This window comes from Streptomyces sp. NPDC058663 (genome assembly GCF_042716745.1).
In the GTDB taxonomy this organism is placed as follows: Bacteria; Actinomycetota; Actinomycetes; order Streptomycetales; family Streptomycetaceae; genus Streptomyces.
In genome coordinates this window covers 120,164-145,166 of the sequence record NZ_JBHXRV010000015.1, presented here as the reverse complement: position 1 = coordinate 145,166, position 25,003 = coordinate 120,164, and the positions used below count along the sequence as shown (strand labels likewise).

Below are 25,003 nucleotides of genomic sequence, written 5' to 3'. Positions count from 1 at the left end.
AAGGGCCCACCGGCACCCCGGTGGGCCCTTCACGCGTTCCTGCCCGGCACCGGGTGCGTCAGCGCTTGAGTACCGCCATCGCCTCGCGCATGGCCGCCTCCACCCGCCCCGCCGTCCCGGAGAGGTCGGGGGCGGAGTCGTCGGGGGGCTCGGTGCCCGGCGGCCCGTCCCCGTTGACCTCGGTGTCACCGAACAGCTGGAGCGTCAGCAGCACACCGCCGTCCTGCACCACGAGCTCCAGCTGGGGGCCGGAGCGGTAGTTGTTCACGAAGTACGCCCGGTCCCCGAGGCCCTTCACCGGGGTCAGCTTCTCGGTCTCGAACCCGCCCCACCCGCGCCGGCCGCTCTTCAGGAGCGCCTCGATCTCCGGCCCCGGGTCGGTCCTGCGGTGCTGTTCGACGTGGAAGGTCACCTGGTAGCGCTGCTGTATCTCGTACTCGCCGCTGCGCCGCACCGGGGGCCGCATCGACATCCGGCACTCCAGCCGGTTGAGTGCCGGGTCCTCGAACAGGTCCTCGCTGTCGGTGGTGGTGTCCCGCTCGCCCAGCCGCTCCCGCAGGCTCGTCAGCGGCACCTTCTCGCAGCTGCGCCACGCGAGCCGGTATCCCCGCTGGTCCGGCCCCCCGTCGCGGTCGAGGGCGTACAGTCCGCCCGCCCACAGCGCGGACGCGGCCACCGCGCCCCCGAGCGCCCCCAGCCACGGCCGGGCGCGCCCCTCCCCCAGCCACTCGCCGATGCGGGTGCGCGGCGGACGCGGAGGGCCCCCGCCCGAGTCCAGCGTCTCGGGCGGGGGCCCCTCGTCCGGTCCCCCGACCAGTTCGGGCGGGGATATCACGTGGGGCCCGGGCCCGGGGAACTGTCGGACGGCCGCTCGTCGGCACCCGGGGGGCGGTCGGACGACGGCTCGACGGCGACCGCGGGCCGCTCGGACGGCCGCTCGGGGACGCGCTCCGAGGGCGGCGGTGTCGGCGCCAGGTCCACCGCGGTCGCCCCGTGCGGCTTCGGCGAGGCCCGCAGCGCGTTCTCCTTGGAGTACGCGCGCAGATAGCCGACGCCGGTGTTGAGCACGGCGACCAGCGGGACCGCGACCACCGCGCCGCCGATGCCGGACACCAGCCCGCCCGTCGCGACCGCGAGGACCACCGCGAGCGGGTGCACCCGTACCGCGCGGCCCAGGATGAACGGCTGGAGGATGTGGCCCTCGATCTGCTGCACCGCCAGCACCACGACCAGCACCCACAGGGCGTTGAACGGGCCGTTGGCGACCAGCGCCACCACCACCGCGAGGGCGCCGGAGATCACGGCACCGACCAGCGGGATGAACGCGAAGACGAAGATCAGCACGGCGAGCGGCACGGCCACCGGCACGTTCAGGAAGTGCAGTCCGAGCCCGATGAAGATGGCGTCGATCATGGCCACCAGCACCGTGCCCCGCACGTACGCGGTGAGCGTGTGCCAGGCCCGCGGACCTGCGCCCGCCATGCCCGGACGGGCCTGCGCGGGAAGGAGCCGCAGCGTCCACTCCCAGATGCGCTTGCCGTCGTAGAGCAGGAAGAGCGTGGAGAACATCGCGAGGAGCAGCCCCGTCATCATCTCCAGGATGACGGTGACGCCCTGGAGACCGGCGCTGGTCAGCTGCTGGGTGTTGGTGCCGACCGCGTCGCTGAGGTTCTTCGCGACGTCGTTGATCTGCGCCTCGGTCACATGGAACGGGCTGTTGAGCAGCCAGTTCTTGGTGTCCGCGATGCCCTGCTGGACGCGCTGGGCGAGGTCGTCGGCGTTGTCCATGATCTGCCAGACCACGAACCAGCCGATCAGCCCCATGATCACGAAGCCGAGTCCGGCGGTGAGCACGGTGGCGAGCGGGCGCGGCACGCCGAGCTTCTTCAGCCAGGCCACCGTGGGCTGGAGCAGCGCGGTGACCAGCAGGGCGCCCATGAAGGCGAAGGCGACCAGCTGGACCTGGCTGATGATCTGGCCGAGCACCCAGATGGTGCCCGCGAGGACCAGCAGCCGCCAGCCCGCCTCCGCCGCGACCCGCATCCCCCAGGGGACGGCGTCGACCGGATCGGGCCTGGCCGCTATGGCCGGCGCGTAATCGGGCGGCGGGGGTACGTGGTCGGGGGTGTGCGCCCCGGGCGTGCCCGCGTTCTCCGCGTGCACCTCCGCCCGGCGCTCCTCGAGCCGCTCCCCCATGTGGGTGAGCCTGGCGCCCAGACCGCCGAGCCACCCCGGTGTCTTCGACATGATGCTTCCTCTTCCCCCCACGACGCCCCCCGGCGGATTTGTCGACCTGACCGTACACGTGCGAAGCCCCCCACCGTAGGACGGCGGAGGGCTTCGTTCAGTTGAGCTGCGTACGAGGACCCGGAGGTCCGTGCCGAGAGGGCCTGGCGGGCCGCTGCGCGCGGGCGCCGGGCTTCTAGTACGAGCGGTTGGCCTGCCAGAAGCTCCAGGCCTCGCACGGGCTGCCGTAGCGCTCGTTCATGTAGTTGAGGCCCCACTTGATCTGGGTGGCCGGGTTGGTGCGCCAGTCGTCGGCGACCGAGGACATCTTGCTGCCCGGGTACGACTGGACCAGCCCGTAGGCGCCCGAAGTCGGGTTCACCGCCAGGTAGTTCCAGGTCGACTCGTGCTGCACGATGTTGCTGAAGCACTGGAACTGGCCGGACGGGATGATCTGCCGGGCGATGTCCTTGACCTCGGCGACCGTGTAGGACGCCTTCTGCGGGAAGGACGAGGAGTCGCGGGTGGCGGACCGGCTGGCGGTCTGCTCGGTCGTCGCCTCGCGCTCCTTGGCCTCCTTCTCGGCCTTGGCGGCCTTCTCCTCGGCTGCCTCGGCGGCCTTGGCCTCGTCGGCGGCCTTCTTCTTCGCCTTGGCGTCCTCGGCGGCCTTCAGCCGGGCGCTCTCCTCGGCGGCCTTCTTCGCGGTTTCGTCCGCGACGGCTGCCTGGGTGTCCGCCTGCTGCGTCAGGGAGGACGCGGTCGCCACCTCGGCCTGCTGGCCGGCGGGGATTTCCGCGAGGAGAGTCGTGTCGGCGGCGGCTGCCTCGAAGTTGTTGTCGCCCGACGACTGAGGGTCGCCCGATGCGACGCCCACGACGGCGCCGACTGTGGTGACCGCGGTGGCGGAGGCCACTGCGAATCCCCGAACCGAAATCCGGCTCACACGGTTTCCTTCCAGCAGCGTCCGTACCGGTGACCCTCGCGGACGCAATCGCACCCCTGGCGCTGTCCTCCCTACGTGCTGTGTCACGGGAGGCACGGACCCGGTGGGCAACTCCCGTGGGAGTGCTCCGTGTTACTCGGGCGGCATACGGCGAAGTCTGTTGATTTGTGTGGTGTTGCACCTCGGGAGGTGCGGCTGTGCCGTATGCGGGGCCTGACGGAAGCAAGACTCTGCCGGAAGATCAGGCAGGTAATCAATTCTTGGTTGCGTGGGAAAGGTCACACCGTGTTTGTGCCTGCTGTTTCCCGGAAGCACTCGCGCTACGCGGCGCCGCCCGGCTAGGATCTCGCGGCTCTCGCGAGTCCTGCCGGGCGGCGTCAACTTCCCTGCCCCTCCTGTTTTTCGGGTCGGAAGTGTCAGATGTGGCCGTCCTCCAGCATTTCGGTCACCAGGGCGGCGATCTGCGAACGCTCGGACCGGGTGAGGGTGACGTGCGCGAACAGCGGATGCCCCTTCAGCTTCTCGACGACCGCGACGACGCCGTCGTACCGCCCGACCCTGAGGTTGTCCCGCTGGGCGACGTCATGCGTCAGGACGACCCGGGAGTTCGCCCCGATCCGGGACAGAACAGTCAGCAGGACGTTCCGTTCCAGTGACTGGGCCTCGTCCACGATCACGAACGCGTCGTGCAGCGAGCGTCCGCGGATGTGGGTGAGCGGCAGTACCTCCAGCATCCCGCGCCCGAGCACCTCCTCGATGACCTCCTTGCCCGCGACCGCCGAGAGGGTGTCGAAGACGGCCTGCGCCCACGGCGACATCTTCTCGGACTCGGATCCCGGCAGATAGCCGAGCTCCTGCCCGCCCACCGCGTACAGCGGCCGGAAGACCATCACCTTCTTGTGTTCCTGCCGCTCCAGCACGGCTTCCAGGCCCGCGCAGAGGGCGAGCGCCGACTTGCCGGTGCCGGCCCGGCCGCCGAGCGAGACGATGCCGACCTCGGGGTCCTGGAGCAGTTCCAGGGCGATCCGCTGTTCGGCACTGCGGCCGTGGATGCCGAACGCGCCCCGGTCGCCCCGTACGAGACGGACGTTGCCGTCCGGGGTGATGCGGCCGAGCGCCTTGCCGCGCTCGGACTGGAGCACCAGTCCGGTGTGCACGGGGAGGTCGGCGGCCTCCGGCACGTACAGCCGCTCCTCGGTGAAGAGGAGGTCCACCTGGTCGGCCTCCAGCGACAGTTCCGCCATCCCGGTCCAGCCGGAGTCGGTGATGGCGAGTTCGGCGCGGTACTCCTCGGCGAGCAGGCCCACCGAGGACGCCTTGATGCGCAGCGGCAGGTCCTTGGAGACGACGGTGACGTCGTATCCCTCGGCCTGGAGGTTGCGTGCGACTGCCAGGATCCGTGAGTCGTTGTCCCCCAACCGGTAGCCGGCGGGAAGGACGCCGGGATCGGAGTGGTTGAGTTCGACGCGCAGGCTCCCGCCGAGGTCCCCGATCGGGATCGGGGCGTCGAGACGGCCGTGCCGGATGCGGTAGTCGTCCAGCATGCGCAGGGCCTGCCGGGCGAAGTAGCCGAGCTCCGGGTGGTGCCGCTTGGCCTCCAGTTCGGTGATGACCACGATCGGCAGCACGACTTCGTGCTCCTCGAAGCGGGTCATGGAGCTGGGGTCGGCCAGCAGGACGCTGGTGTCGAGAACGTAGGTGCGCCTGTCGGGAAGGCGGCGCTTAGAGCTGTTCACCACGGAAGGACGTACCCCCTCGGACTGAGGTTGGGGTGCGACGACGTCGCGGGCGGAGGGACCGGGCTCGTGGCCGCGAAGCGCGGACCGAGCACAGGCCCTCGCATCGCCACTGAGTCGTCCGCGCGAGATGGGGCGCGGTCGTCCTGGTGCAAAGGGCCTCCCGGGCGAGCGACATCCAGTCGCTCACTGAGATTCGGCGTCCGTGGTCCGGACGCCGACCTGGAGGGGGTATTCCCTCGAACACGCGCCGCCATACCTGGTCATGGCCAGGGCATATGACGTCACTTCACGCATATTCGGTACGGGAAAGGGGTACAGGCGGCGGTCAGGATCCGTAACGCCGGTGCCTGGCCGCGTAGTCGCGCAGGGCGCGCAGGAAGTCGACCTTGCGGAAGGCGGGCCAGAAGACTTCGCAGAAGTAGTACTCCGAGTGGGCGCTCTGCCAGAGCATGAACCCGGAGAGCCGCTGCTCACCACTGGTGCGGATGACGAGATCCGGGTCGGGCTGGCCGCGGGTGTACAGGTGTTCCGAGATGTGTTCGACGTCGATGATCTCCGCGAGTTCCTCGAAGGAGGTGCCCTTCTCGGCGTGCTCCAGGAGCAGGGAGCGGACCGCGTCGGCGATCTCCTGGCGGCCGCCGTAGCCGACGGCGACGTTGACCAGTATTCCCTTGTTGCCGGCCGTCGACTGCTCGGCCTCCTTGAGTACACCCTGGGTTCGCGCGGGCAGGATGTCCATCGTGCCCACGTGGTGCACCCGCCAGCGGCCGTCGGCGGCCAGTGCCTGTACGGCGCCCTCGATGATGGCGAGCAGCGGGGTGAGCTCGGCCTCCGGGCGGTCGAGGTTCTCGGTGGAGAGCATCCACAGCGTGACGACCTCGACGTCCGTCTCCGCGCACCAGCCGAGCAGCTCCTGGATCTTGCTGGCGCCGGCCTTGTGTCCCTGCTCGGTGGTGCCGCCGGCCGCCTTCGCCCATCGTCTGTTGCCATCGAGGATGACACCGATGTGCTTGGGCACCTGGGCGTGGTCGAGGCGTCCTTCCACCCGGCGTGCGTAGAGCCGGTACACCAGGTCGCGCAGGTTCACAGCGTTTCACCCTCTCGTCTTCCGGGCCCGGAAAGTCTGCGGTTTTCCTGGGGGCCCGAGCGCGCCACATTACTGCGCACGGGTCACCGCGGCCCAACCCGGTCCGACAGATCCGCCTCCGTGATAGGGAGGTGGACGTGACTGACGACTCTCTCCACCACCGCCCCGCCGACAACCGCTACGACACGATGGAGTACCGGCGCTCGGGCCGCAGTGGCCTCAAGCTCCCCGCACTCTCGCTCGGCCTGTGGCACAACTTCGGCGACGACCGCTCGATCGGCTCGCAGCGCGCGATCCTGCGCCGTGCCTTCGACCTCGGCGTCACCCACTTCGACCTGGCCAACAACTACGGGCCGCCGCCCGGTTCCGCCGAGTCGAACTTCGGCAAGATCTTCGCGCAGGACTTCGCCCCGTACCGCGACGAGCTGATCGTCTCGACGAAGGCCGGGTACGGCATGCACCCGGGACCGTACGGCGAGTGGGGTTCGCGCAAGTACCTGATGTCCTCGCTGGACGCGTCCCTGAAGCGGATGGGTCTGGACTACGTCGACATCTTCTACTCGCACCGCTTCGACCCGGACACCCCGCTGGAGGAGACGATGGGCGCGCTGGCGTCCGCCGTCCAGCAGGGCAAGGCGCTGTACGTCGGCGTCTCCTCGTACAACAGCGAGCAGACCGCCGAAGCGGCCCGGCTGCTGCGGGAGATGGGCGTACGGCCGCTCATCCACCAGCCGTCGTACTCGATGATCAACCGCTGGACGGAGGACGACGGGCTGCTCGACACCCTGGAGGAGGCCGGCATGGGCTGCATCTCCTTCGTGCCGCTCGCGCAGGGCCTGCTGACGAACAAGTACCTGAAGGGCATTCCGGAGGGCTCCCGGGCCACCCAGGGCAAGTCGCTGGACCCGGGCCTGCTGAGCGACGAGGTGGTGCGGCGGCTGGGCGGGCTGAACGACATCGCCGGCCGCCGCGGCCAGTCGCTCGCGCAGCTGGCGATCGCGTGGGTGCTGCGGGACGAGCGGATGACCTCGGCCCTCATCGGGGCGTCCAGCGTCAGGCAGCTGGAGGAGAACGTGGCCGCGCTCGGGGCTCCCGCGCTCACCGAGGCGGAGCTGAAGGAGATCGACTCCTTCGCGGTGTCCACCCCCGGTACGAACATCTGGGCCGACCGGGGCTGAAGCGCCTCGCGGGCGGGTGGAGACAAAAAACGGGCCGGTCCGTGGGGGGGATACGGACCGGCCCGAGGGGGGGTTTCCACCATAACCCTTCGTAAGTGATGCTGTGCACCAGGACGCGAAATAATTACTCTCCGGAGTCGCCGGAGTGCAGGGCGCAAGGGGTCGAATCCCTTGCGGCGCTTGGGATCGGGGCACTTTTACGGCTTCGGATTCACTCGCGCGGGTTCCCCCGGTCGGGGGTGTCGCGGGAGTCGCCGGATTGACGTTTCTGCACTCCCCTGCGCACCCTTCTCCTCTTTCGCCACCGCCCTCACTTGCGCACCCTCTCCGCGCCCGCCCCCGTACCTGTCGCCGCTCCGGTACCTGTCACCGCCCTCGTACCTGTCACCGCCCCGGCACCTGTCACCGCCCCGGCACCTGTCGCCGTCCCGGTCCGGCGCAGCAGGGTGAGTCCGTCGGCGCGGGCGACGACCCGGTAGCCGTACGCGCGCTGTGCGCGGTCCAGCTCGGCCCGCTGGCGGCCCGGGGGGTAGGGCCAGTGCCCGTCCGGCAGCGGCCAGGCCTCGTGCGGGCGGCTGTCGTGGACGATCCACTCGCTGGTGGGCGGCGGGGGCGTGCCCTGGGCGTCGTACAACCGGCCCGGGAGCGGGTACGTCGGGAACAGCACGGCCGTGCAGCGGGAGGTGAGCTGCGGGACCAGCCGGTTGGACGCGGCGACGGTGGCGCCGTCGGGGATCCTCGCCAGCAGTGCGCGGGCGGCGCGGACGTGGTCGGTGGTCCGCCAGGTGTCCTTGCGCAGGACGAGGCCGAAGGGGAAGGACGGGACGAGGACGAGCGTGACGGCGACCGTGGTGGCGAGCGAGGCGCGCAGGTGACGGGCCGCGAGGGGATCGCTTCGCCGGCGGCCGTACGGGGTGAGGGCGTCGATCAGGGCGGCGAAGACGATCGGCATCAGCACGGCGCTGTAGTGGAACGCGGTCTCCCAGTGGTAGCTGTGCTGCGAGAGCAGCCGCCAGCCGAGGGTGGGCAGGGCGAGCAGCGCGAGCGGGGAGCGGAGCGCGAGCAGCGCGGTGGGGGCGAAGACCAGGATCAGGGTGACGGCCTTGACCTCGGGGCGCAGCATGTCGAGCGGGGCGGCGACGACCGTGGTCAGCAGCGAGCCCCGGGCGCCCTCGGCCACGTAGTCCCCGTAGGCGTAACTGCCCGAGGAGCTGAGGGCGGGGAGCAGGACTCGGGTGATGAGCAGCGTGCCGAGGGTGCCGGCGGCGACGGTGGCCAGGCCCAGACCCCGGCGCCCCTTCCAGGCGACGTAGCCGCCGAGGGCGGCCAGGGTCAGCCCGAGGTCCTCCTTGACGAGCAGGAGGGGTGCGGCGAGGGCGACGGCGCGGCCGTAGCGGGCCCGGCCGAGCGCTTCGAGGGCGAAGGCGAGCAGCGGTACGGCGAAGGCGACCTCATGGAAGTCGAAGGTGACCGCGGAGGCGATGCCCCAGGAGGCCCCGTAGCCGAGGGCCACCGCGTGGGCGGCCCGCGTGCCCAGCGCGCGCTGCGCCCAGCGGGCGAGCGGGACGACGGCGAGGGCGAGCAGGGCGGCCTGGGCGAGCAGGAGGGTCTCGGCGTACGGGAAGAGCCGGTAGAGCGGGGCGAGGGCGGCGAGCACCGGGTGGAAGTGGTCGCCGAGGAGGTTGACCCCCTCGCCCGTGGGCCCGGGTCCCTTCAGCGGGACGTACGGGGGGCCGAGCCTGGCGTACGACTTGACGGCCTGCTCGAAGATGCCGAGGTCGTAGCCGGTGGTGCGCATGAGGTGGTGGCGGCGGGTCGCGAGCACCGCGTAGAGCGCGAACAAGGCCGCGCACCAGGCCCCGGGGAGGAGCCGGTGCGCGGTCCGGCCCGGCATCGCGACGGGCACCACTTCGACTGACGGAATGTCAGTAATTGTCCGCATGGCGGCACATTACAACTGTGGCTGTGCGGGGCTGCGGAGCAATCGGCCGGGCGGCGGCACTGGGCCACGGGGTGCTGGGCCACGGGGTGCTGGGCCACGGGGTGCTGGGCCACGGGGTGCTGGGCTACGGGGTGCTGGGCCACGGGGTGCTGGGCCACGGCCCCCGCGGCCCAGGGGTGTTCGGCCGCGGGGCGTCCGGCCGTGGGATGCCGCCGTGCGGAACCTTCAGTAGCGCAGGGCCGCCGCGATGCCGCCCGCTTCGGCCAGGGTCTCGTCGGGGACGAAGGTGACGTCGCCGTCGGCGGCGAGGACCAGCTCGACGAGGGAGTCGACGATGTCGTCCTCGGCCCCCTCGGCGCCGGGCTCGGTCAGCACCAGGGAGGCGCGCACGGCACCCTCCACCGTCTCGGGCCGGGCGGAGACGGTGTACGACTCCTCGACGACCAGGTGTCCGACGCGCCCCTCGCGGGCCGACTGCCAGCAGTCCTGCACCCCTGCCGCGTACCGCTTGCCGCTGCGGGCCGCGTCCAGTGCCTCGGCCGCCTCCTCGGTGTCCAGGGCGGCGAGCTGGTCGCGGGCCGGGGCGAGCTGGTCGACGAGCTCGGCGGCCGTGGTGTGGAGCAGTCCGCCGACCTCCAGGTCCGCGACGAGCACCGCACCGTGCCGGGAGAGCTCGCGGAAGGTCGCGATGTGCTGCCGCAGCCCGACCAGGACCACCGGGAGCACCGCTTCCTGGAGCAGCGGGGTGAGGTTCCGGTCGGCCTCGGCGAGCATGTTGCGGAAGTCCTGGTTCTCACCGTGGCCGCCGTCGCGGTTGGGTGCGCCGTCGCGCTCCGCACCGGAGGAGATCACCGGGAAGCCGCTCTCCTCGTGGTCCAGCTCGTGCAGCTCGTACCCGACGCCGTGCCACAGCCGCACCTCGCCGGTGGAGAGGATCAGCGCGAGGTAGGGGATCTGGCGGGCGGACGCGGCGACGAGGTTGCGGGTCAGATAGGTCTCGGCGATGACGATCCGCTCCGGGACGCTGGCGCTGACCAGGTACGAGCGGCCCTCGTCGGCCGCCGCGTACAGCACGAGCCCTTCCAGGAAGTGCTCCGGGTCCAGTTCGTCCGCGGCCTCGTTCAGCTGCCGTACGACGGCGGCGGCCTGGTCGCGGCTCAGCTTCGGGTCGTCGAAGAGCCGCTTCTCGGTCTCGGCGAGGAGGTTGCGCAGCCGGATGAGGTCCTGCTGGTTCTCCGGCCGGTGGCGGTGGGTGGGCAGGGTGAGGGAGACCGCCGGGTAGGGGCGCGGGCGGCGCAGTTCGGCAAGCAGGTCCGACTCGTCCTCGTCACTCATGGGCACTCACTCCACTCGGGGTGGCGGGGTCAGGGGAAACAGCCATCGGCCATCGATACTGGCAATTTCTCACGGATGCCCGCATCGCGCTCCTGCGCGGGGCCCCTGTGCGGGGTGCGCGCGGGGGGGGGCGTGCCGGGGCGGAGGCGGGGGGGGGCTGCCGGGCCGGTGCGGGGTGCGTGGGGCTGCCGGGCCGGTGCGGGGGCGGGGGGGGGCTGCCGGGCCGGGGCGGGGCGCGTGGGGCTGCCGGGCCGGTGCGGGGGCGGGGCACGGACGTGCGGGTGCGGGGCACGGACGTGCGGGTGGGGAGGCAGGGGGCTGTCGGGCCGGTATGGGGGTCAGGCCGCGCCGAGCCCGCCGAGGGCCAGTCCCGCCCAGGCGCCCGCGAGCATGAAGGGGCCGAACGGGATGGCCGTCTTGCGTCCGCCCCGGCGCGCGGCCATGAGGGCGACGCCGTAGAGCGCTCCGAGCAGGAATCCGGCCAGCGCGCCGGTGAAGAGCACCGGCCATCCGTACCAGCCGAGCACCACGCCGATGGTGAGCGCCAGCTTCACGTCGCCGAAGCCCATGCCCTGCGGATGGACGAGGAAGAGCACGAGGTACGCCCCGCCGAGGCCGGCCCCGCCGAGCAGGGCGGGCCACCAGGAACCGGCGTTCCCCGGCAGCAGTGCGGCGGCCCCGAGCAGGACGGCCGCGGCCCCGGCGAGGGGCAGCGTCAGCACGTCGGGCAGCCGGTGCACACGCAGGTCCACCGCGGCGAGCAGCAGCGCGAAGGGCGCGAGCAGCAACCAGACCGCCAACTCGGGCCGGGCCCCCACGCAGGCGGCGAGGGAGGCGCACACGAGCCCCCCGACCACGACGAACCGCCGACGCCGGGCGTAGGGGACGGCGGAACGGGTGCCGCCGGGGGCGGCGGGGTGCGGGGCGGGGGGCGCGGAGACGCCGTCGGTGTTCCTGGGTGGGGCCGGGGCCTCTGCGGAACAGGGTGGGGCCGGGGCCTCGGCGGAACAGGGTGGGGCCGGGGCCTCTGCGGAACGAGGTGGGGCCCCGCCCAGGTCTGCGGGGGGCGCAGCCGGGCCCGCGCCTTCGGGGCGCGGGACCCGCGTCCCCTCGCGTCCGCCGGGGCCCGTCGTGCCCTCGCCTGCCCGCGGAGCCGTCGCACCCCCCGGGCGCGGATGCGGATGCGGATGCGGATGCGGATGCGGATGCGGATGCGGGCGCGGGTGCGGAGGGCGTACGGGTGCTCCCGGCGCGCAGTCGCGGCAGGCGGCCGGGCCGAGCCAGCCGCGGGCGGGACCGCGCAAGGGGTGGCCCGCGGGGCAGGTCTGCCGCCAGGGCTCCTCCGGCTCGACGGCGAGGCGGTACGCGGCGCGCGGCAGCAGGAGTCCGGCGGCGGCGCCCCAGAGCGCGGCGGCCACGGTCAGCACACCAGTGACAAGCACCCGCCAACCCTAGGGCCGCACCGGAGCCGGGTCATGGGCCCGTGGGCCCAACGGGCTGACGGGGAAGCGCCGTTCGGTTCATCGACGAGGAGGCGGTAACAGTGACGGTGACGGCGGACGGGGTGGCTGCGGGCGCGGTGGCTATCGTGGGCGGATGGGACGACGCGCGCGGTACGCCGAGGGGGCCGGCCTGCGGGCCCCCGACGGGTCGGCACTGTGAATGCCGGCAGGTCCGGCCTGCGGGCCACCGACGGGAGTGCCGTGATGACCGCCGCCGGGAGCGCCGTGTGGTTTCCGGTGGAGATCGCGGCCTCCCCGCGCACCCGGGCACGCGGCCTGCTGGGGCGGACCGGCATCGCGGGGGCGATGCTGCTCACCCCGGCGCGCTCCGTCCACTCCCTCGGTATGCGCTTCGCCCTCGACGTGGCTTACCTGGACCGGGAGTTGCGCGTGCTGGGCGTGCACACGATGGCTCCGCACCGGCTGGCCCTCCCCCGGCCGGGCGCCCGCCACGTACTGGAGGCCGAGGCGGGCTCGTGGGCCGGCTGGGGAGTGCGCCCCGGCGTGACGATGCACGTCAAGTACGGTGCCTCGTAAGCCTGGTATCGAAGCCGCGCAGCTGCGCAAGGCCGGTGGCGAACGGTAAGGCGGAAGGCCCCGCCTCCACGAACGCCGCCCGCGCCCCTCACTCCCCCTTCCGCAGCCTCCTCCTCTGCAGCGGCCCCGGGTGCCGCACCGTGACGCCCGCCATGCCCCCCGTCCCCACCAACCGCACCAGTGGCGCGCCCATTTCGCGGTCCCCCTTGACCCGGTTCTTCACGCCGCCCACCCCCGGGTCCACCGCGTCCGTGTTCACGCCCCAGCCCTCCGGCAGCACCAGGACCACGCCCGCCATGTCCCCGTACACCTCCACCTCGACCTCGCGCCCGCGCACCTCCGCGAGCGTGAAGTCGAGGAGTACTCCGCCCATGCCGCCGTGGGCCACGATCCGGGCCGGTACCTTCCAGCGGCCGTTCCTGGTGGCGCCGTGCATGCCGCCCTTGACGACCAGGGGTTCCCCGGCGACGGTGCCGGGGAGGCGCGGCAGCTGGCCGTCCGGCACCAAGTCCTCGACCAGCGGCCCGAGTTCGGCGACGGTTTTGGCACCGAGTGCGAGCCCCAGCCGTTCGTCGAGTTCGTCCATGTCGATCCGGCCGTCGGCGGCCGCTTCCCTCAACTGGTCGACGACGACCTCGCGGTCCTCGTCGGACGCACGCAGCGGGCGGCGCGCGGGGGGCTTCGCGGACTCGAGGTGTCCGGCGGATCCTGCGGGTTCGACGGTCATGCGTCCGATGATACGAAGCCGCCCTCTCCCGGAACTCCCGAAGAAGGCACTCCGCGCACAAGCACTCAGCGGCACACCATGGCACTCCGCGAACAAAAAGGGGCACCCGGCCCGGCCCCGGCCCCCGCTGTGTAGGTTGCCCGTTAAGTGCACCTGGTGAAGAGATGAAGATGAAGAGGTACGTGTGATGGTCTCCCGGAGAATCTGGGCGGGGGCGGTCTCGGCCGCCCTGCTGCTGGCCGTGCCGGCGTGCAGCGGCGGCACCGGAGCCACCGCGGGCGGGGAGGGGAACGGCAGCCGCCCGGCCGCTTCCCAGGCCGGGCTCTCGGACTCCGGCACACCGTTGAAGGACGCGAAGACCCTCGACGGCGCACTGCTCCGCGCCAAGGACCTCCCGGCCGGCTGGGCCGAGGACAGCGAGGGCGACAACGGCGGCATCAAGGCCCAGGCCGCCTCCTGCGAAGGCCCGTGCGACGGTCTTACCTTCGAGGGCGTCGGCAACTACACCGACTCCTCGGGCGCCCTGGTCGGCAGCAGCCTCAAGGCGTACGGCAGCAGGAGCGCGGCCGAAGCGGCCTACGCGCGGGAGAGCAAGCTCGCGGCGGACGCCCGCAAGGAGGAGGGCGAGCCGGTCGGCAACACGTACACCTACCTGAAGTCGGGCGACAGCGACGACAGCGCCCTGCGCGTCGTGCACTTCCGGGTGGGCACGCTCGTCGTGTCGGTCTCGCAGGAGTACCGCAGCAAGGACACCAAGGGCCTGACCCGCTTCGCCACCGACCAGGCGAAGCGACTGGACGCGGTGCTGCTCGGGAAGTAGTCGATGGGCGGGGGCGGGCTCGCGGAGGCGGCGGGCCCGGAGGTGCGCTCGGGGGTACCGGGTCCGAAGGTGCGCGCGGGGGCACCGGGTCCGGAGGTGCGCGCGGGGGCGGCGGGCCCCGGAGGTGCATGGCACCCCACCCCGCTACCCCTCCCCCGGGGGCTACCCCCACCCCCGCCCACCAGCAGTCCGCATGGGCAACAGGCGTATCAGCAACCAGAGTTGCAGCCATGCAAACCCCTGGACGCACAACCCTCGCCCTGCTTCTCTCCGCCCTGGCAACGGCCTCCACCCTGGGCACCACCTTCGCCCCCACAGCCGCAGCCACCACCCCCTCCCTCACCTGGCGCCCCTGTGCCACCGCCGGGGGCCCGGCCGGGCAGGAGTGCGCGGACCTCACCGTTCCGGTCGACTACGCCCGGCCGGGAGGGCCGACCCTCACCCTTGCCGTCTCGCGGGTCGCCAGCACCGACGCCGCCGACCGGAGAGGCGTCCTCATGGTGATTCCGGGCGGCCCCGGCGGCTCGGGGGTCCAGCGCCTGACCCAGCGGGCCACGGCGCTCCAGCAGCAGCTCGGCGGCCGGTACGACCTGGTCGCCTTCGACCCGCGCGGCGTCGGCGGCAGCACGAAGGCCTCCTGCGGCCTGGCCGCCGGGGACCGGCACATGGTCGGCCTCCGGTCGTGGCCGGACGCGCACGGCCGTATCGACGCGAACATCACCCAGGCCCGTCGCATCGCCGAGGCCTGCGCCCGCAACGGCGGTCCCCTCCTGCGCAGCTTCTCCGCCGAGAATCAGGTCCGCGACCTGGAGCGCCTGCGCATCGCACTGGGCGAGCGGACGCTGTCCGCCTGGAGCACCTCGTACGGCGCGTACTCCGGCGCGGTCTACGCCGAGAAGTTCCCGCACCGTACGGACCGCTGGGTGCTGGACAGTGTCGGCGACCCGGACCCGCGCCGCCTCGAACAGGGCTGGATGGTCAACTTGTCGCGGGCTGTGGAGATCCGCTTCCCCGACTTCGCCGCCTGGGCCGCCGACCCGGCCCGCGAAACCCACCGGGACCCGGCCCCCGGCTCCCCCACCGAGAACCTGCGCCTGGCCGCCACCCCCGCCGACATCCGCCCCCTCTTCCTGCACCTGGCCACCCAACTCGACCGTACGGCCAGGGAGTCGACCACGCCGGGCGTCCCGCTCACCGGCAACCGGCTGCGCCAGGCCCTCCAGACCGGGCTCGGCAGCGACGCGCACTTCCCGGCCATCGCCCGCATGATGAAGTCGGCCCTGGCCCCGGCGGGCTCCCCCGCGGGCACCCCGGTCCTCACCCCGGAGATCGCGGGCCCGTTGCCGGACACGGACGCGGCGGTGGTGATGGCCAGCATCTGCAACGACGTACGGTGGCCCGCCGACATCTCGGCGTACCCCGAGGCCGTCGCCCGCGACCGCGCCAGCCATCCGCTCACGGCCGGCATGCCCGCCAACCTCAACGCCTGCAACTTCTGGAAGCCGGCCCCCACCCACACCCCGACGCGCCTCACCGACCGCGGCCCCTCCCACATCCTGATCACCCAGAACCTCCGCGACCCGGCGACCCCGTACTTCGGAGCCCTGAAGATGCGCGCGGCCCTGGGCGACCGAGCCCGCATGGTCACCAACGCCAGTGGCGGCCACGGCGCCTACCTGGCGAACGGCACCCCCTGCGGCGACCGCACAGTGACGGACTTCCTCCTCAACGGCACCCGCCCGGCCACGGACACCCACTGCGCGAACTGACGGACACCCACCGCAGCCGCCACACCCGCGACCGGCGCCGATCAACGCTTATACGATTCCGTACAAAGCAGGAGTGGGGCGATGGGACGCCGACGTACGGGGCGACGTACAGGGCGACGTACGACCGGCGCGGAAAGTAGGGCGGAGCACATGGGCGCACTGCGCACCTCGCGGGAGAAGTGGGTCGAGGAAGGGCTGCGGGCCCTGGCCGCGGGCGGTGTGGAGGCGGTGCGCATCGAGTTGCTCGCCAAGGGGCTCGGCGTCACCAAGGGCGGCTTCTACGGATACTTCGCCGACCGCGGCGCACTGCTGGGCGAGATGCTCGACAGCTGGGAGCGCGAGTGCGTCGACGAGGTGCTGGCCCAGGTCGAGGAGGCGGGCGGCGACCCCCGCGACCGCATGCGGCTCGCCGGGCTGCTGACCTTCTCCGGCGACCGCTTGCGGGTCGAACTGGCCATCCGCGACTGGGCCCGCCGCGACGAGGACGTCAACGCGCGCCTGCGTCGCGTCGACAACCGGCGGATGCAGCTCGCCCGCGAGCTGATCGGCACGTTCTGCGACGACCCCGACGAGGTCGAGGCCCGCAGCCTGCTCGCCTTCTGCCTGGCCATCGGTCACCACTTCCTGGCCACCGACCACCCCGGCCGCACCCCGGAGGAGGTCCGCTCCCGCGCGGGCGACCTCATCCTCGGTCTCGGCCCCAGCACCGGCGCACCGGCGCACACACCCCGGCAGGAGTAGCCCGTAGCGCCCCTGAAGCGGAGACAACGAGGACGACGGCGCCCCGCCCCACACCACACCACGACGGCGGACCTGCCCTCGGGGACGACGGCCGTACGGCTGCCCGGTGTACCGCTGCCACAGGACACCCCCTTGTCGAGGAGCAGCACGGTGGCGCCGCGGAGGGCGCCGAGTACCGCACCGAGGACGGAGCCCGCGATGACCCAGGTGAGGTCCGTGGCAGTCGGATCCGTCTCTTCGACGAGGGTCAGGACGCCCATCCCGGTCAGGACCACCGGAGCCGCGAACAGTCGGCATGCAACTTTCCGCATCGTGGATACCTAATTCCGCCTGTCGGTAAGCTAGTCTCCGCCGCGAGATGTGACCCACCCAAGGAGTTGACGATGGAAGAACGACGCGTTGCCCTCATCACCGGCTCATCGTCCGGAATTGGTGCTTCCATTTCCCGGCGTCTGGCAGCAGCCGGCATACGTGTCGTCGTCAACTCGGCCCGCAGCGAAGCCGCGGGCACGGCGCTCGCCAAGGAGCTCCCCGATGCCGTCTACGTCCAGGGAGACGTCTCGGAGGCCGCCGACGCGGAGCGCGTCGTCCGCACCGCGGTCGAGGCGTACGGCCGGCTCGACATCCTGGTGAACAACGCGGGCACCACCCGCTTCATCCCGCTCGACGACCTGGCCGGCGCGGACGCGGACGCCTGGCGGGAGATCTTCGAGGTCAATGTCATCGGCGCCTGGCAGATGGCCACGGCCGCAGTCCCCCATCTGCGTGCCTCCGGCTCCGGGGCCATCATCAACGTCTCGTCGGTGTCGGCGACACGTGCCCTCGGCAGCTCGATCCCCTATGCGGTCAGCAAGGCAGCGCTCAACCACATGACCCGCCTCCTGGCCTCACAGCTCGGCCCGGAGATCCGCGTCAACGCGATCGCACCCGGCCTCATCGAGACCCCTTGGTACGCCGAGGAGGACCAGGTCTGGGAGAACTCGCGCGAATGGATCACGACCCACACCCCGCTCCGCCGCGTCGGCGTACCCGCCGACGTCGCGGAGGCCGCCCTCTACCTGGCGAACGCCACGTACACCACGGGCGACGTGCTCACGGTGGACGGCGGCCGCCACATCGTCTGAGCCGGCGCCGGCAAAGCCCCACCCTTGGCTTCCGGCAGGGCCCCTGCCTCCTGGCAGCCGCCGGGGCCCCTACCCCTTGGCCGCCGCGAGCAGTTCGGCCGTCGTCACGACCTCCGCGAAGTCGCCGCCGTGCAGCGTGATCGCGGTCGAGCGGGCCAGTTCGTCGGCCGTCTGGTGCCAGCCGAACGGGCCCGTGAGGTCGAAGGTGTACGTGGCGTCCAGCGGGAACAGCACCCGGTAACCGAGGTTGCCGCCCACCCGCGCGGTGGTCTCCACGCACATGTTGGTCTGGATGCCCACCACCGCGAACTGCGTGATGCCCGCTTCCCTGAACCAGGCGTCCAGGTCCGGCGTCCCGTGGAAGGCCGAGTTCACGGTCTTGGTGACGAACAAGTCCCGTTCGCCGCCCAGGTTCCGCCGCGCCTGTACGTAGTCCTTGAGGTCGTTGCCCGGCCGGTCCGGGTGCAACGGCGATTCCGGATGCACGGAGTCGTGCCGTACGAAGACGACGGGCCGGTCCGTCTCCTGCCAGGCGGTGAGGAGTGCGGCGATGTTCTCGTCGGCGGCCGGGTTGTTGCGCGGTCCCCAGAACTCCGTTTCACCAAAGCCCTTTTGTACGTCGACGACAACCAGTGCGGCGTTCCGGGCGAGGGCCGTGCGCAATCCCATGGCGGCGTCATTGGTTTCGGTGTTCATGGCTGCCATGCTGCCCTCGCTCGGGCACTTCCCCCAGACGGCAGGACGTCAACAAGCAACGATTTACTGCCAGTGAACTCAGTCGGTGACACTGCGGCAGTGGGCAGTCAGGGGAGTGCAGCAACTCCCGCGCCTGCTCGTACTCGGCCACGAGGCCGTGGTCGGCGATGTCTCCGGTCTGCACGCCCTCGTCATTTTCCCGCCGCCAGGGCCCCCGTAAAGGAAAAGTGAAGATCGAAGTACCATGTGCGCGACTATTTTTGTTTTTTGTGCACGTGGGGGTATCACATGAAGTTCGCGCGTATATCGACGCTCATCGCGTCCGCAGCCATCGCGCCTGCCGTTCTGCTGGCCTCTCCGGTGCACGCCGCCGTCGCCGGCGTCCCCGCCCTTTCCGCGCCCGTCCCCGGGGCGGACACCCCTGCGCAGCAGGAGGAGAAGGACCGGGCCGAGATCCTGCGGCTGATGGCGGCCAAGGACGCGGGCCGGGGGCTGAAGGAGGCGGGGAGCAAGGCGCTCGACGCCGGCCCCGCCGCCATGCGGAAGTTCCTGGAAGTGGAACAGTTCGAGGCCCGCATCGTCGACAACCGGGTGCGCACCGTGCAGATCTACAGCGCCGGTGGCCCGGGTGTACGGGACGCCGCCAAGAAGGCGCTCAAGGGCACCCCCGAAGACGTCCAGGCGTTCCTCGACAAGGGCCAGTACGAGGCCCGCATCACCGACAACCGGGTGCGCACCGGCCAGCTCATGAGCGTCGGCGGCCCCGCGGTGAAGGCGGCCGGCAAGAAGGCGCTCCTGGGCACTCCCGAGGACGTCCAGGCCTTTCTGGACAAGGGCCAGTTCGAGGCCCGCAAGAAGGACGAGGCCGACGCCGCGACCTCGAAGGACAAGGACAGGAACAAGCCGGCCCCGGACGCCTCCAAGGAAGCCGACAAGGGCACGGACACCGGCACCGGCACCGGCACCGGCACGACCCCGGCCGGTGACAAGGGCGGCTCCGGCACCGAGACCCCCCAGAGCGGCGGCACCGACACCGCCGCCAAGGGTGACAACCCGGCGACCACCCCGGCCGGGAACACCACGGCGCCCACCGCCGGAGACGGCGACCTCGCCGCTACCGGCGCGGGTTCCACCCTGCCGTGGGCCGCGGGCGGCACCGCGGTCGCACTCGCCGGAGCGGGCCTGCTCGTGGCCGCCCGCCGCCGCCGCGCCACCGAGAACTGAGCGCCCGGCACCACGGGACGTACAGCCCGCGCGCGACTACGGGCGGCCGGTAACCCGGAGCACAGCCCCTGCGCGGTCCGGCACCGGGACCTACGCGCCGCGCGCAACCACGGGCGGCCGGTAACCGGAGCCACAGCCCCTGAACGCCCGGCACCCCGGGACCTACGGCCCGCACAACCACGGGCCGCCGGTGACCGGAAGCACAGCCCCTGCACCCACGGAGACGGGCGCAGGGGCTGTGCTCTGCCTCCACGGGTACGGCACTCCCTCCACGGACACGGCGCTCCGAAGCGCGCGGCCCGCGCCGAGGTCAGCCCTGGACCGACTCCAGCACGGTGCTCTCGGAGCGCGCCAGCCAGTCCGTGTACCAGCGAGCGAAGGTCACTGGCGTTCCGTCGTCGTGCCGCAGCGGGGCGAGGTCGGCGTCGTCCGCGCGGTCGTCGGTCCACATCGTGCCTCGATGGGCGCCGCTGACCACCAGCCAGTCGCGCTGGGCGCAGCCGCCGTGGGAGACGACGAGGGCCCCGACAGTCCGGTCGGGGTCGAACATGACGGCGCCCCAGCGTTCGTCCCACGCCTCCATCGCGTCATCGAACTCTTCTTCGTCGTCGAAGTCCTCCTCCTCGGGGCGCTGTTCAGTCAGTTCCTCCAGCAGCCGCGGGTCCGGCCCGCGTTCGGGAAAGGGCTCGGCGAGCCGGGACAGGTCCGCCAGCTCGGCACCGTCGCCCACCCACCGCCAGCGGCCGTCCACGCGCCGTACGGGAAACACTCCATAGGCGGGGCCGGCACCACCCGCACCCACCTGCAGAAGAAACGCGCGGAACTCCTCCGGCAACCGCACGCCCACCTGCGCTTCGAGCTCACCGAGTTCGGCGTGGCTGAGCGGCTCCTCCAGCACCCATGCGTGCCCCAGGGCCCCGAACACCTCATCGCTGCCAGGTGCCGCCGCCAGAGCCTCGACCCGTTGGCGTACGCCCGCCCATTGCTGATCAGTCATGGGGACAAGGTAGGTGCCACCACCGACAGCGAGGAGAGCGGGCGGGGCGGGCTCTACCGCCATTACCGCTCCCGGAGGCGTCGACGCGACGACTGCACAAAGATCACCTCGAGCCAGAAATGGCACGACTGCACCGAAGCCCCTCCGGATGCGGGTAGAAGGGGCCACAGGGAGTTCCCATGCGAACTCGATGCAAATACCCATTCAGGCGCGCAGTTTGCAGATATTTGCTGGAGCGATTCCATGAGTGGGCTTGCGCAGCGATTCGGCGGCAGCTGGATGAAGTAACAGCCGAGGACACGGCGAGGGGGCCGTATCCCGCGCGGAACAAAGAGGATCGGGGCCTTCCGTTACTGAGCGGATCCACATCGACCCACCTCGCTTCGCGACGGTAAATGATCGCAACAGGGGCCCGGTTCTGCCTTGACGCCCTTACATGTCCACTACATATTGAGCGGACTTTGTGAGGCTCGTGTGCATGTTGGGGTGGGGCGTGAAGGTAGGAAGGCGGCGTCGCGTACGCCGAAGACTCGATGTGGCGGTACTCGCGGCCGTGATGGCAGTGGGTGTTCCGGCGGGGAACTCCGTAGCGACGGAGCGTCAAGGCGTACCGCCGGCGGCGCTCGGGACCGCGGGCGCCGAGACCTCGGCTCTCGCCCGTGCCGCGGCTTCGGGTGAGCCGGTGGAGGTGCATTCCGCGCGGACGGAGTACACCTCCACCGCCGCCAATCCGGACGGCACATTCACGCTGACCCAGACGACGACTCCGCAGCGGGCAAAGGCGGACGACGGGACCTGGAGGCCGATCGACACCACCTTGGAGCGTCGCACGGACGGAAGCGTCGGCCCCAAGTCCGCAGTGGTCGATCTGGGCTTCTCGGGGGGCGGGGACGGCAAGGACTTGATCCGCCTGGGTCACAGGAAGGGCTCGATGGGCCTGGGCTGGCCATCTGCTCTGCCCGCACCGACACTGGAAGGTGCCACGGCTACCTACCCGGAGGTCTTCAAGGGCGTCGACCTCCAACTGACAGCAACTGCTGAAGGATTCCGCCAGGTACTGGTGGTCAAGTCGGCGGATGCGGCGGCCAACCCGGCGCTGGAGCAGATCAAGCTGGCCTCGTCGGGCGATGGCTTGCAGATCGTTCCGGGAGCGGGTGGCGGGATGCGTGCCATCGACCCGGACGGCAACGCTGTCTTCACCGGACCTTCCGGGCAGATGTGGGACTCGGCCGGGACGCCCGCCCAGCCCGACCCTGCTCCGGGGCCGCTCAAGAACGTGGCACCTCGGATGAACACCCTCACAGACGGTGCGTCGGAGGATGACGGCGCTCACCCGGACAAGGGGGACACCACCGCGGAACTCCCGGTTCAGGTCGGCGAGGGGAGCGTCACGGTCACACCCGACCTCGAGCTGCTGCGCGGCGAGAAGACGGTCTACCCGGTCTATATCGACCCGCCGGTCGGACTGAATGCCTCGGAGCGCTCGGTGCTCTCCTCCGACGGCGACCGGTTCTGGAACTTCAACGGTGACTACGGGGTCGGTAACTGCAGCCAGTCCGGCGGCTACTACTGCGACCGTCCCACCCACACCAACCGGATGTACTTCGAGTTCGCACCGACACAACTGGCCGGCAAGCATGTCATCGACGCCACGTTCCGCGCCTATGAGACTTGGTCGTGGGACTGCACCGCGCGCCTGGTGAACCTGACCCGTACGGACAACATCTCCGAAGGCACCCGCTGGCCGGGCCCGGCCTACCGGGACCTCATGGCCGACCGGTGGATCTCCGCCGGACGCGGCAGCCTGTGCAGTCCGGAGCAGCCTGACCAGTGGGTGGAGTTCCACGACAACCCGGCAGAGCCCGACGAGAACCTGACCGCTTCGGTGCGGGATCTCGCCAACGGCAGGTTCTCCCGCCTCACCCTGCGGCTGAGCGCGGCCGACGAGGGCGATCCGACCGGCTGGAAGCGGTTCGAGGACAACGCGCAGCTCCAGGTGGTGTACGTGCCCAAGCCGGGCACCCCCGCCAAGTACGGGATCATCCCGAACAACGGGACCCAGCAGTACTGCAGCACCAACGCGGCCACCCCGACGACGGTCACCATCCCCAACCCGACGGTGCAGGCGACCGTGGAGACGGCGGCCCAGCCCCGGACCAACGAGGAGCGGGGTTCGCTCCAGGCCGAGTTCGAGGTCGAGCGCAGCAGCAACGGACAGGCGAGCGGCACATGGTCGGACTTCTGGCTGGACTACCGCCCCAAACCGGGCTGGCACGTGGACGGCACTCTGGAGAAGGCACCTACAGCAACCTTGGCTGACGGCGGCCTCTACCGGTACAAGGCGCGTACTCAGTCGCACATCAACTACGCCGGTAAGAACACCGAACTCTTTTCCGGGTACACCCCCTGGTGCTACTTCACCCATGATGCGGGGGCACCCAAGGCTCCGGTCATCACCTCGGTCAGCCCGTACACCCAGTGCACCGCCACGGTGTGCGAAGGCAGGGGCGGCCCCGGCGTGCCAGGTACGTTCACCTTCAAGCCGAACGCGGCCGACAAGGACATCAAGAGCTACCGCTGGCGTCTGATGACCTCGTCGCAGGCGGGCGCGAAGACAGTGGCCGGCTCCGCCGTCACGGTCACCGATGTCACCCCCAGCCTTTCGGGGACATACGTGCTCTCGGTCGAAGCGAGCGACCTCACCGCGGGACGGGTGCGCTGGGGTGCCCCAGCCGAGTTCACGTTCAAAGTGCAGTCTCCCCAGGGTCCGGTAGGCCAGTGGCACTTCGATGACACCGCCCCCGGCGGCACCGGCATCACCGCCAAGGACAGTGCGACCGAGGGGGCACGCCACCCTGCCACCCTGCACCAGCAGGCAGGCACCGCGGCCACCTGGTCCACGCTGGGACGTCGAGGTACGAACATCAGCGACGTCAACGGGGTCGAGACGGTACGCAGGGACTACTCGCTGCGGCTGAACGACGACATCGACGATCCCGTCAAACGGCTTGGTTACGCCTCCACGGCAGGCGCGCCGGTGAACTCCAAGGACTCCTTCACCCTGTCGTCGTGGGTGCTCCTTCAGGACGACACCGTCAATTACGCGGTGGCAGCAGCCCCAGGCACGTATGGCTCGGCCTTCACTCTGTATTACTCGAAAGACCTGAAGAAGTGGGTGTTCAACCGGTCGGCGGCCGACGTCCAGAGCAGCCCCATCTACGTGCGCTCCGCCAGCGATGCCAGTCCGGTGAAGAAGGTTTGGACCCATCTCGCAGGTGTCTTCGACACCAAGGGGGACACCGACAAGGCCAATGACACCATCCAGCTCTTCGTCAACGGACGACCGCAGGGCTCTCCGGTCAAGCCGGCTGCCGTCGCCCCCACTTACACGCCGTGGATGTCGACCGGTGACCTGCAGATCGGACGCTCGAAGGCCCTCGGCAACTTCCAGGAATACTTTCTGGGCCGCATCGACGAAGTGCGCTTGTGGCAGAGGGCGTTGAGTGCGGATGAGGTGCGGGACGAGAGTCTCCTGGCTGAGGACTCGGTCCCGCAGGCAGCACTCGTCGGATACTGGGACGCTGCAGGCACGGTGAACAACGTCGTTCCGGAGTGGACGTCGTACCCGGTGGACGGCATGAAACTCTCCGCCACGGGGGCCACCGCCAACCCGGAGAACAACGAGGTCACCTTCGACGGCACCTCGGGACACCTTTCCACCAACGGCCCTGCCGTGGATGAGACCGGCGCCTTCACCGTCACGGCTGAAGTCCGGCTCGACAGCGCGAAGCTCGCCACAAAACCGGTCGGCTACCGGGCGGCGGTCTTCAGTCAGGCAGCGCCCGGAGGCCTGGAATCCTCCTGGAGCCTGTGGGTGGAGAAGGTGAGTGCGGAGGGTTACCTCTGGAACTTCAGTCGCACAGGGGTGGACGCAGCCGGCAAGCCGGTCGAGTCGGCCTCCGCGAAGTCGGAGATGCCGGCCGTGCTTGACACCTGGACCCAGGTCACCGGCATCTACGACGGGCCCAAAGCGCCGGAGACAGGCAATACGCACCTCTACGTCGAGGGCGAGGAGCAGCCCGGCTCCCCCGTCTTCAACTCCCTCGCACAAGGAACAGGCGCGCTCACCGTCGGGAGTGCGCCGGCCGGAGGAAAGACCGGGCACTTCCTTCCCGGGGCCCTGGACGAGGTCCGGGTCTGGGCCGGTGCGATGACCGCAGACCAGGTACGCAGCAAGGTGCTGGGAACGCCCGGCGAAAGCTGATCCCCCTGGTGGGTGTGGCAGCGCCGTCGTGGTGCTGCCACACCCACCGCCCGCGGGCCGGCCACCCGCGCCCCGCCCGCCCGATACCCCCCAGGGACCCGGGCACACGCCCCCCCCGGGCCGAAGTAACCATACCCCCCCCAAACGCAACC

The 25,003-nt window shown here is 71.1% G+C and carries 20 protein-coding genes; 9 read left to right on the top strand and 11 right to left on the bottom strand.

What is annotated here, in order from left to right; genetic code table 11:
- Positions 1-58: 58 nt before the first annotated feature.
- The 5 genes from ACFWVV_RS14010 to ACFWVV_RS13990 form a co-directional block, all read right to left on the bottom strand.
- On the bottom strand, positions 59-835 hold the full coding sequence (locus ACFWVV_RS14010) for a hypothetical protein (RefSeq protein ID WP_384422690.1): 777 nt from the start codon (positions 833-835) through the stop codon (positions 59-61).
- Positions 832-2,247 (bottom strand): AI-2E family transporter, encoded by a 1,416-nt coding sequence (locus ACFWVV_RS14005; RefSeq protein WP_384351267.1) that lies wholly within the window; start codon positions 2,245-2,247, stop codon positions 832-834. Before ACFWVV_RS14005 ends, ACFWVV_RS14010 begins: the two co-directional genes overlap by 4 nt.
- Before the next feature lie 175 nt (positions 2,248-2,422).
- Complete coding sequence (locus tag ACFWVV_RS14000) at positions 2,423-3,187, bottom strand: transglycosylase SLT domain-containing protein (protein WP_384351568.1); 765 nt, start codon at positions 3,185-3,187, stop codon at positions 2,423-2,425.
- A gap of 398 nt (positions 3,188-3,585) precedes the next feature.
- Positions 3,586-4,908 (bottom strand): PhoH family protein, encoded by a 1,323-nt coding sequence (locus ACFWVV_RS13995; protein WP_384351269.1) that lies wholly within the window; start codon positions 4,906-4,908, stop codon positions 3,586-3,588.
- Between the two features lie 325 nt (positions 4,909-5,233).
- Positions 5,234-5,995: an isoprenyl transferase gene (locus tag ACFWVV_RS13990; RefSeq protein WP_384351272.1), complete on the bottom strand. Its 762-nt coding sequence runs from the start codon at positions 5,993-5,995 to the stop codon at positions 5,234-5,236.
- A 131-nt stretch (positions 5,996-6,126) separates the two neighbouring features.
- Here ACFWVV_RS13990 and mgrA point away from each other — a divergent pair, with 131 nt between their 5' ends.
- Positions 6,127-7,173: an L-glyceraldehyde 3-phosphate reductase gene (mgrA, locus tag ACFWVV_RS13985; RefSeq protein WP_384351275.1), complete on the top strand. Its 1,047-nt coding sequence runs from the start codon at positions 6,127-6,129 to the stop codon at positions 7,171-7,173.
- A 310-nt stretch (positions 7,174-7,483) separates the two neighbouring features.
- Here the strand turns inward: mgrA and ACFWVV_RS13980 are convergent, their stop codons facing one another.
- The 3 genes from ACFWVV_RS13980 to ACFWVV_RS13970 all read right to left on the bottom strand — a co-directional run bounded on the left by ACFWVV_RS13980 (position 7,484) and on the right by ACFWVV_RS13970 (position 11,892).
- A complete protein-coding gene (locus ACFWVV_RS13980; protein WP_384351278.1) occupies positions 7,484-9,115 on the bottom strand; it encodes a DUF2079 domain-containing protein in 1,632 nt (543 codons plus the stop codon).
- Between the two features lie 225 nt (positions 9,116-9,340).
- On the bottom strand, positions 9,341-10,450 hold the full coding sequence (locus ACFWVV_RS13975) for a chemotaxis protein (protein WP_384351281.1): 1,110 nt from the start codon (positions 10,448-10,450) through the stop codon (positions 9,341-9,343).
- A gap of 338 nt (positions 10,451-10,788) precedes the next feature.
- Positions 10,789-11,892, bottom strand: coding sequence for a prepilin peptidase (locus ACFWVV_RS13970; RefSeq protein ID WP_384351284.1), 1,104 nt, complete (start codon positions 11,890-11,892; stop codon positions 10,789-10,791).
- A gap of 264 nt (positions 11,893-12,156) precedes the next feature.
- On the opposite strand from ACFWVV_RS13970, the gene ACFWVV_RS13965 reads away from it, so the two are divergent.
- Positions 12,157-12,489 carry a DUF192 domain-containing protein gene (locus ACFWVV_RS13965; RefSeq protein ID WP_384351287.1) on the top strand — a complete coding sequence of 111 codons (333 nt, stop codon included), beginning with the start codon at positions 12,157-12,159 and terminating at the stop codon, positions 12,487-12,489.
- Between the two features lie 88 nt (positions 12,490-12,577).
- On the opposite strand, the gene ACFWVV_RS13960 is transcribed toward ACFWVV_RS13965, so the two are convergent.
- Positions 12,578-13,216: a DUF1707 domain-containing protein gene (locus ACFWVV_RS13960; RefSeq protein WP_384351290.1), complete on the bottom strand. Its 639-nt coding sequence runs from the start codon at positions 13,214-13,216 to the stop codon at positions 12,578-12,580.
- A 187-nt stretch (positions 13,217-13,403) separates the two neighbouring features.
- Between ACFWVV_RS13960 and ACFWVV_RS13955 the strand changes: the two genes are divergently transcribed.
- The 4 genes from ACFWVV_RS13955 (at position 13,404) to ACFWVV_RS13940 (ending at position 17,670) form a co-directional block, all read left to right on the top strand.
- A complete protein-coding gene (locus tag ACFWVV_RS13955) occupies positions 13,404-14,036 on the top strand; it encodes a hypothetical protein (RefSeq protein ID WP_384351293.1) in 633 nt (210 codons plus the stop codon).
- A gap of 230 nt (positions 14,037-14,266) precedes the next feature.
- Entirely contained in the window at positions 14,267-15,805 is a 1,539-nt protein-coding gene (locus ACFWVV_RS13950; protein ID WP_384351296.1) for an alpha/beta hydrolase, read from the top strand.
- Positions 15,806-15,955: 150 nt separating this feature from the next.
- Positions 15,956-16,546 (top strand): TetR/AcrR family transcriptional regulator, encoded by a 591-nt coding sequence (locus ACFWVV_RS13945; protein WP_384351299.1) that lies wholly within the window; start codon positions 15,956-15,958, stop codon positions 16,544-16,546.
- 383 nt (positions 16,547-16,929) lie between these two features.
- Positions 16,930-17,670 carry an SDR family NAD(P)-dependent oxidoreductase gene (locus ACFWVV_RS13940; RefSeq protein WP_384351302.1) on the top strand — a complete coding sequence of 247 codons (741 nt, stop codon included), beginning with the start codon at positions 16,930-16,932 and terminating at the stop codon, positions 17,668-17,670.
- Between the two features lie 69 nt (positions 17,671-17,739).
- On the opposite strand, the gene ACFWVV_RS13935 is transcribed toward ACFWVV_RS13940, so the two are convergent.
- Positions 17,740-18,366, bottom strand: a complete 627-nt coding sequence (locus tag ACFWVV_RS13935) for a cysteine hydrolase family protein (protein ID WP_384351305.1) — start codon at positions 18,364-18,366, stop codon at positions 17,740-17,742.
- Positions 18,367-18,451: 85 nt separating this feature from the next.
- On the opposite strand from ACFWVV_RS13935, the gene ACFWVV_RS13930 reads away from it, so the two are divergent.
- Both ACFWVV_RS13930 and ACFWVV_RS13925 read left to right on the top strand, forming a co-directional pair.
- On the top strand, positions 18,452-18,586 hold the full coding sequence (locus ACFWVV_RS13930) for a hypothetical protein (protein WP_384351308.1): 135 nt from the start codon (positions 18,452-18,454) through the stop codon (positions 18,584-18,586).
- 68 nt (positions 18,587-18,654) lie between these two features.
- Positions 18,655-19,590, top strand: a complete 936-nt coding sequence (locus tag ACFWVV_RS13925; RefSeq protein WP_384351311.1) for a hypothetical protein — start codon at positions 18,655-18,657, stop codon at positions 19,588-19,590.
- A 310-nt stretch (positions 19,591-19,900) separates the two neighbouring features.
- On the opposite strand, the gene ACFWVV_RS13920 is transcribed toward ACFWVV_RS13925, so the two are convergent.
- Positions 19,901-20,587, bottom strand: a complete 687-nt coding sequence (locus ACFWVV_RS13920) for an SMI1/KNR4 family protein (RefSeq protein ID WP_384351314.1) — start codon at positions 20,585-20,587, stop codon at positions 19,901-19,903.
- Between the two features lie 682 nt (positions 20,588-21,269).
- Between ACFWVV_RS13920 and ACFWVV_RS13915 the strand changes: the two genes are divergently transcribed.
- Positions 21,270-24,851 (top strand): LamG domain-containing protein, encoded by a 3,582-nt coding sequence (locus tag ACFWVV_RS13915; protein WP_384351317.1) that lies wholly within the window; start codon positions 21,270-21,272, stop codon positions 24,849-24,851.
- The last annotated feature ends 152 nt before the right edge of the window (positions 24,852-25,003 follow it).

What these genes read in the sequence shown, in the direction of transcription:
- ACFWVV_RS13935 (WP_384351305.1), bottom strand. Translation starts at nt 18,366, where the DNA reads ATGAACACCGAAACCAATGACGCCGCCATGGGATTGCGCACGGCCCTC.
- ACFWVV_RS13920 (WP_384351314.1), bottom strand. Translation starts at nt 20,587, where the DNA reads ATGACTGATCAGCAATGGGCGGGCGTACGCCAACGGGTCGAGGCTCTG.
- ACFWVV_RS13950 (WP_384351296.1), top strand. Translation starts at nt 14,267, where the DNA reads ATGCAAACCCCTGGACGCACAACCCTCGCCCTGCTTCTCTCCGCCCTG.
- ACFWVV_RS13945 (WP_384351299.1), top strand. Translation starts at nt 15,956, where the DNA reads ATGGGCGCACTGCGCACCTCGCGGGAGAAGTGGGTCGAGGAAGGGCTG.
- ACFWVV_RS13975 (WP_384351281.1), bottom strand. Translation starts at nt 10,450, where the DNA reads ATGAGTGACGAGGACGAGTCGGACCTGCTTGCCGAACTGCGCCGCCCG.
- ACFWVV_RS13965 (WP_384351287.1), top strand. Translation starts at nt 12,157, where the DNA reads ATGACCGCCGCCGGGAGCGCCGTGTGGTTTCCGGTGGAGATCGCGGCC.
- ACFWVV_RS13925 (WP_384351311.1), top strand. Translation starts at nt 18,655, where the DNA reads ATGAAGTTCGCGCGTATATCGACGCTCATCGCGTCCGCAGCCATCGCG.
- ACFWVV_RS13980 (WP_384351278.1), bottom strand. Translation starts at nt 9,115, where the DNA reads ATGCGGACAATTACTGACATTCCGTCAGTCGAAGTGGTGCCCGTCGCG.
- ACFWVV_RS13960 (WP_384351290.1), bottom strand. Translation starts at nt 13,216, where the DNA reads ATGACCGTCGAACCCGCAGGATCCGCCGGACACCTCGAGTCCGCGAAG.
- ACFWVV_RS13955 (WP_384351293.1), top strand. Translation starts at nt 13,404, where the DNA reads ATGGTCTCCCGGAGAATCTGGGCGGGGGCGGTCTCGGCCGCCCTGCTG.
- ACFWVV_RS13940 (WP_384351302.1), top strand. Translation starts at nt 16,930, where the DNA reads ATGGAAGAACGACGCGTTGCCCTCATCACCGGCTCATCGTCCGGAATT.
- ACFWVV_RS14005 (WP_384351267.1), bottom strand. Translation starts at nt 2,247, where the DNA reads ATGTCGAAGACACCGGGGTGGCTCGGCGGTCTGGGCGCCAGGCTCACC.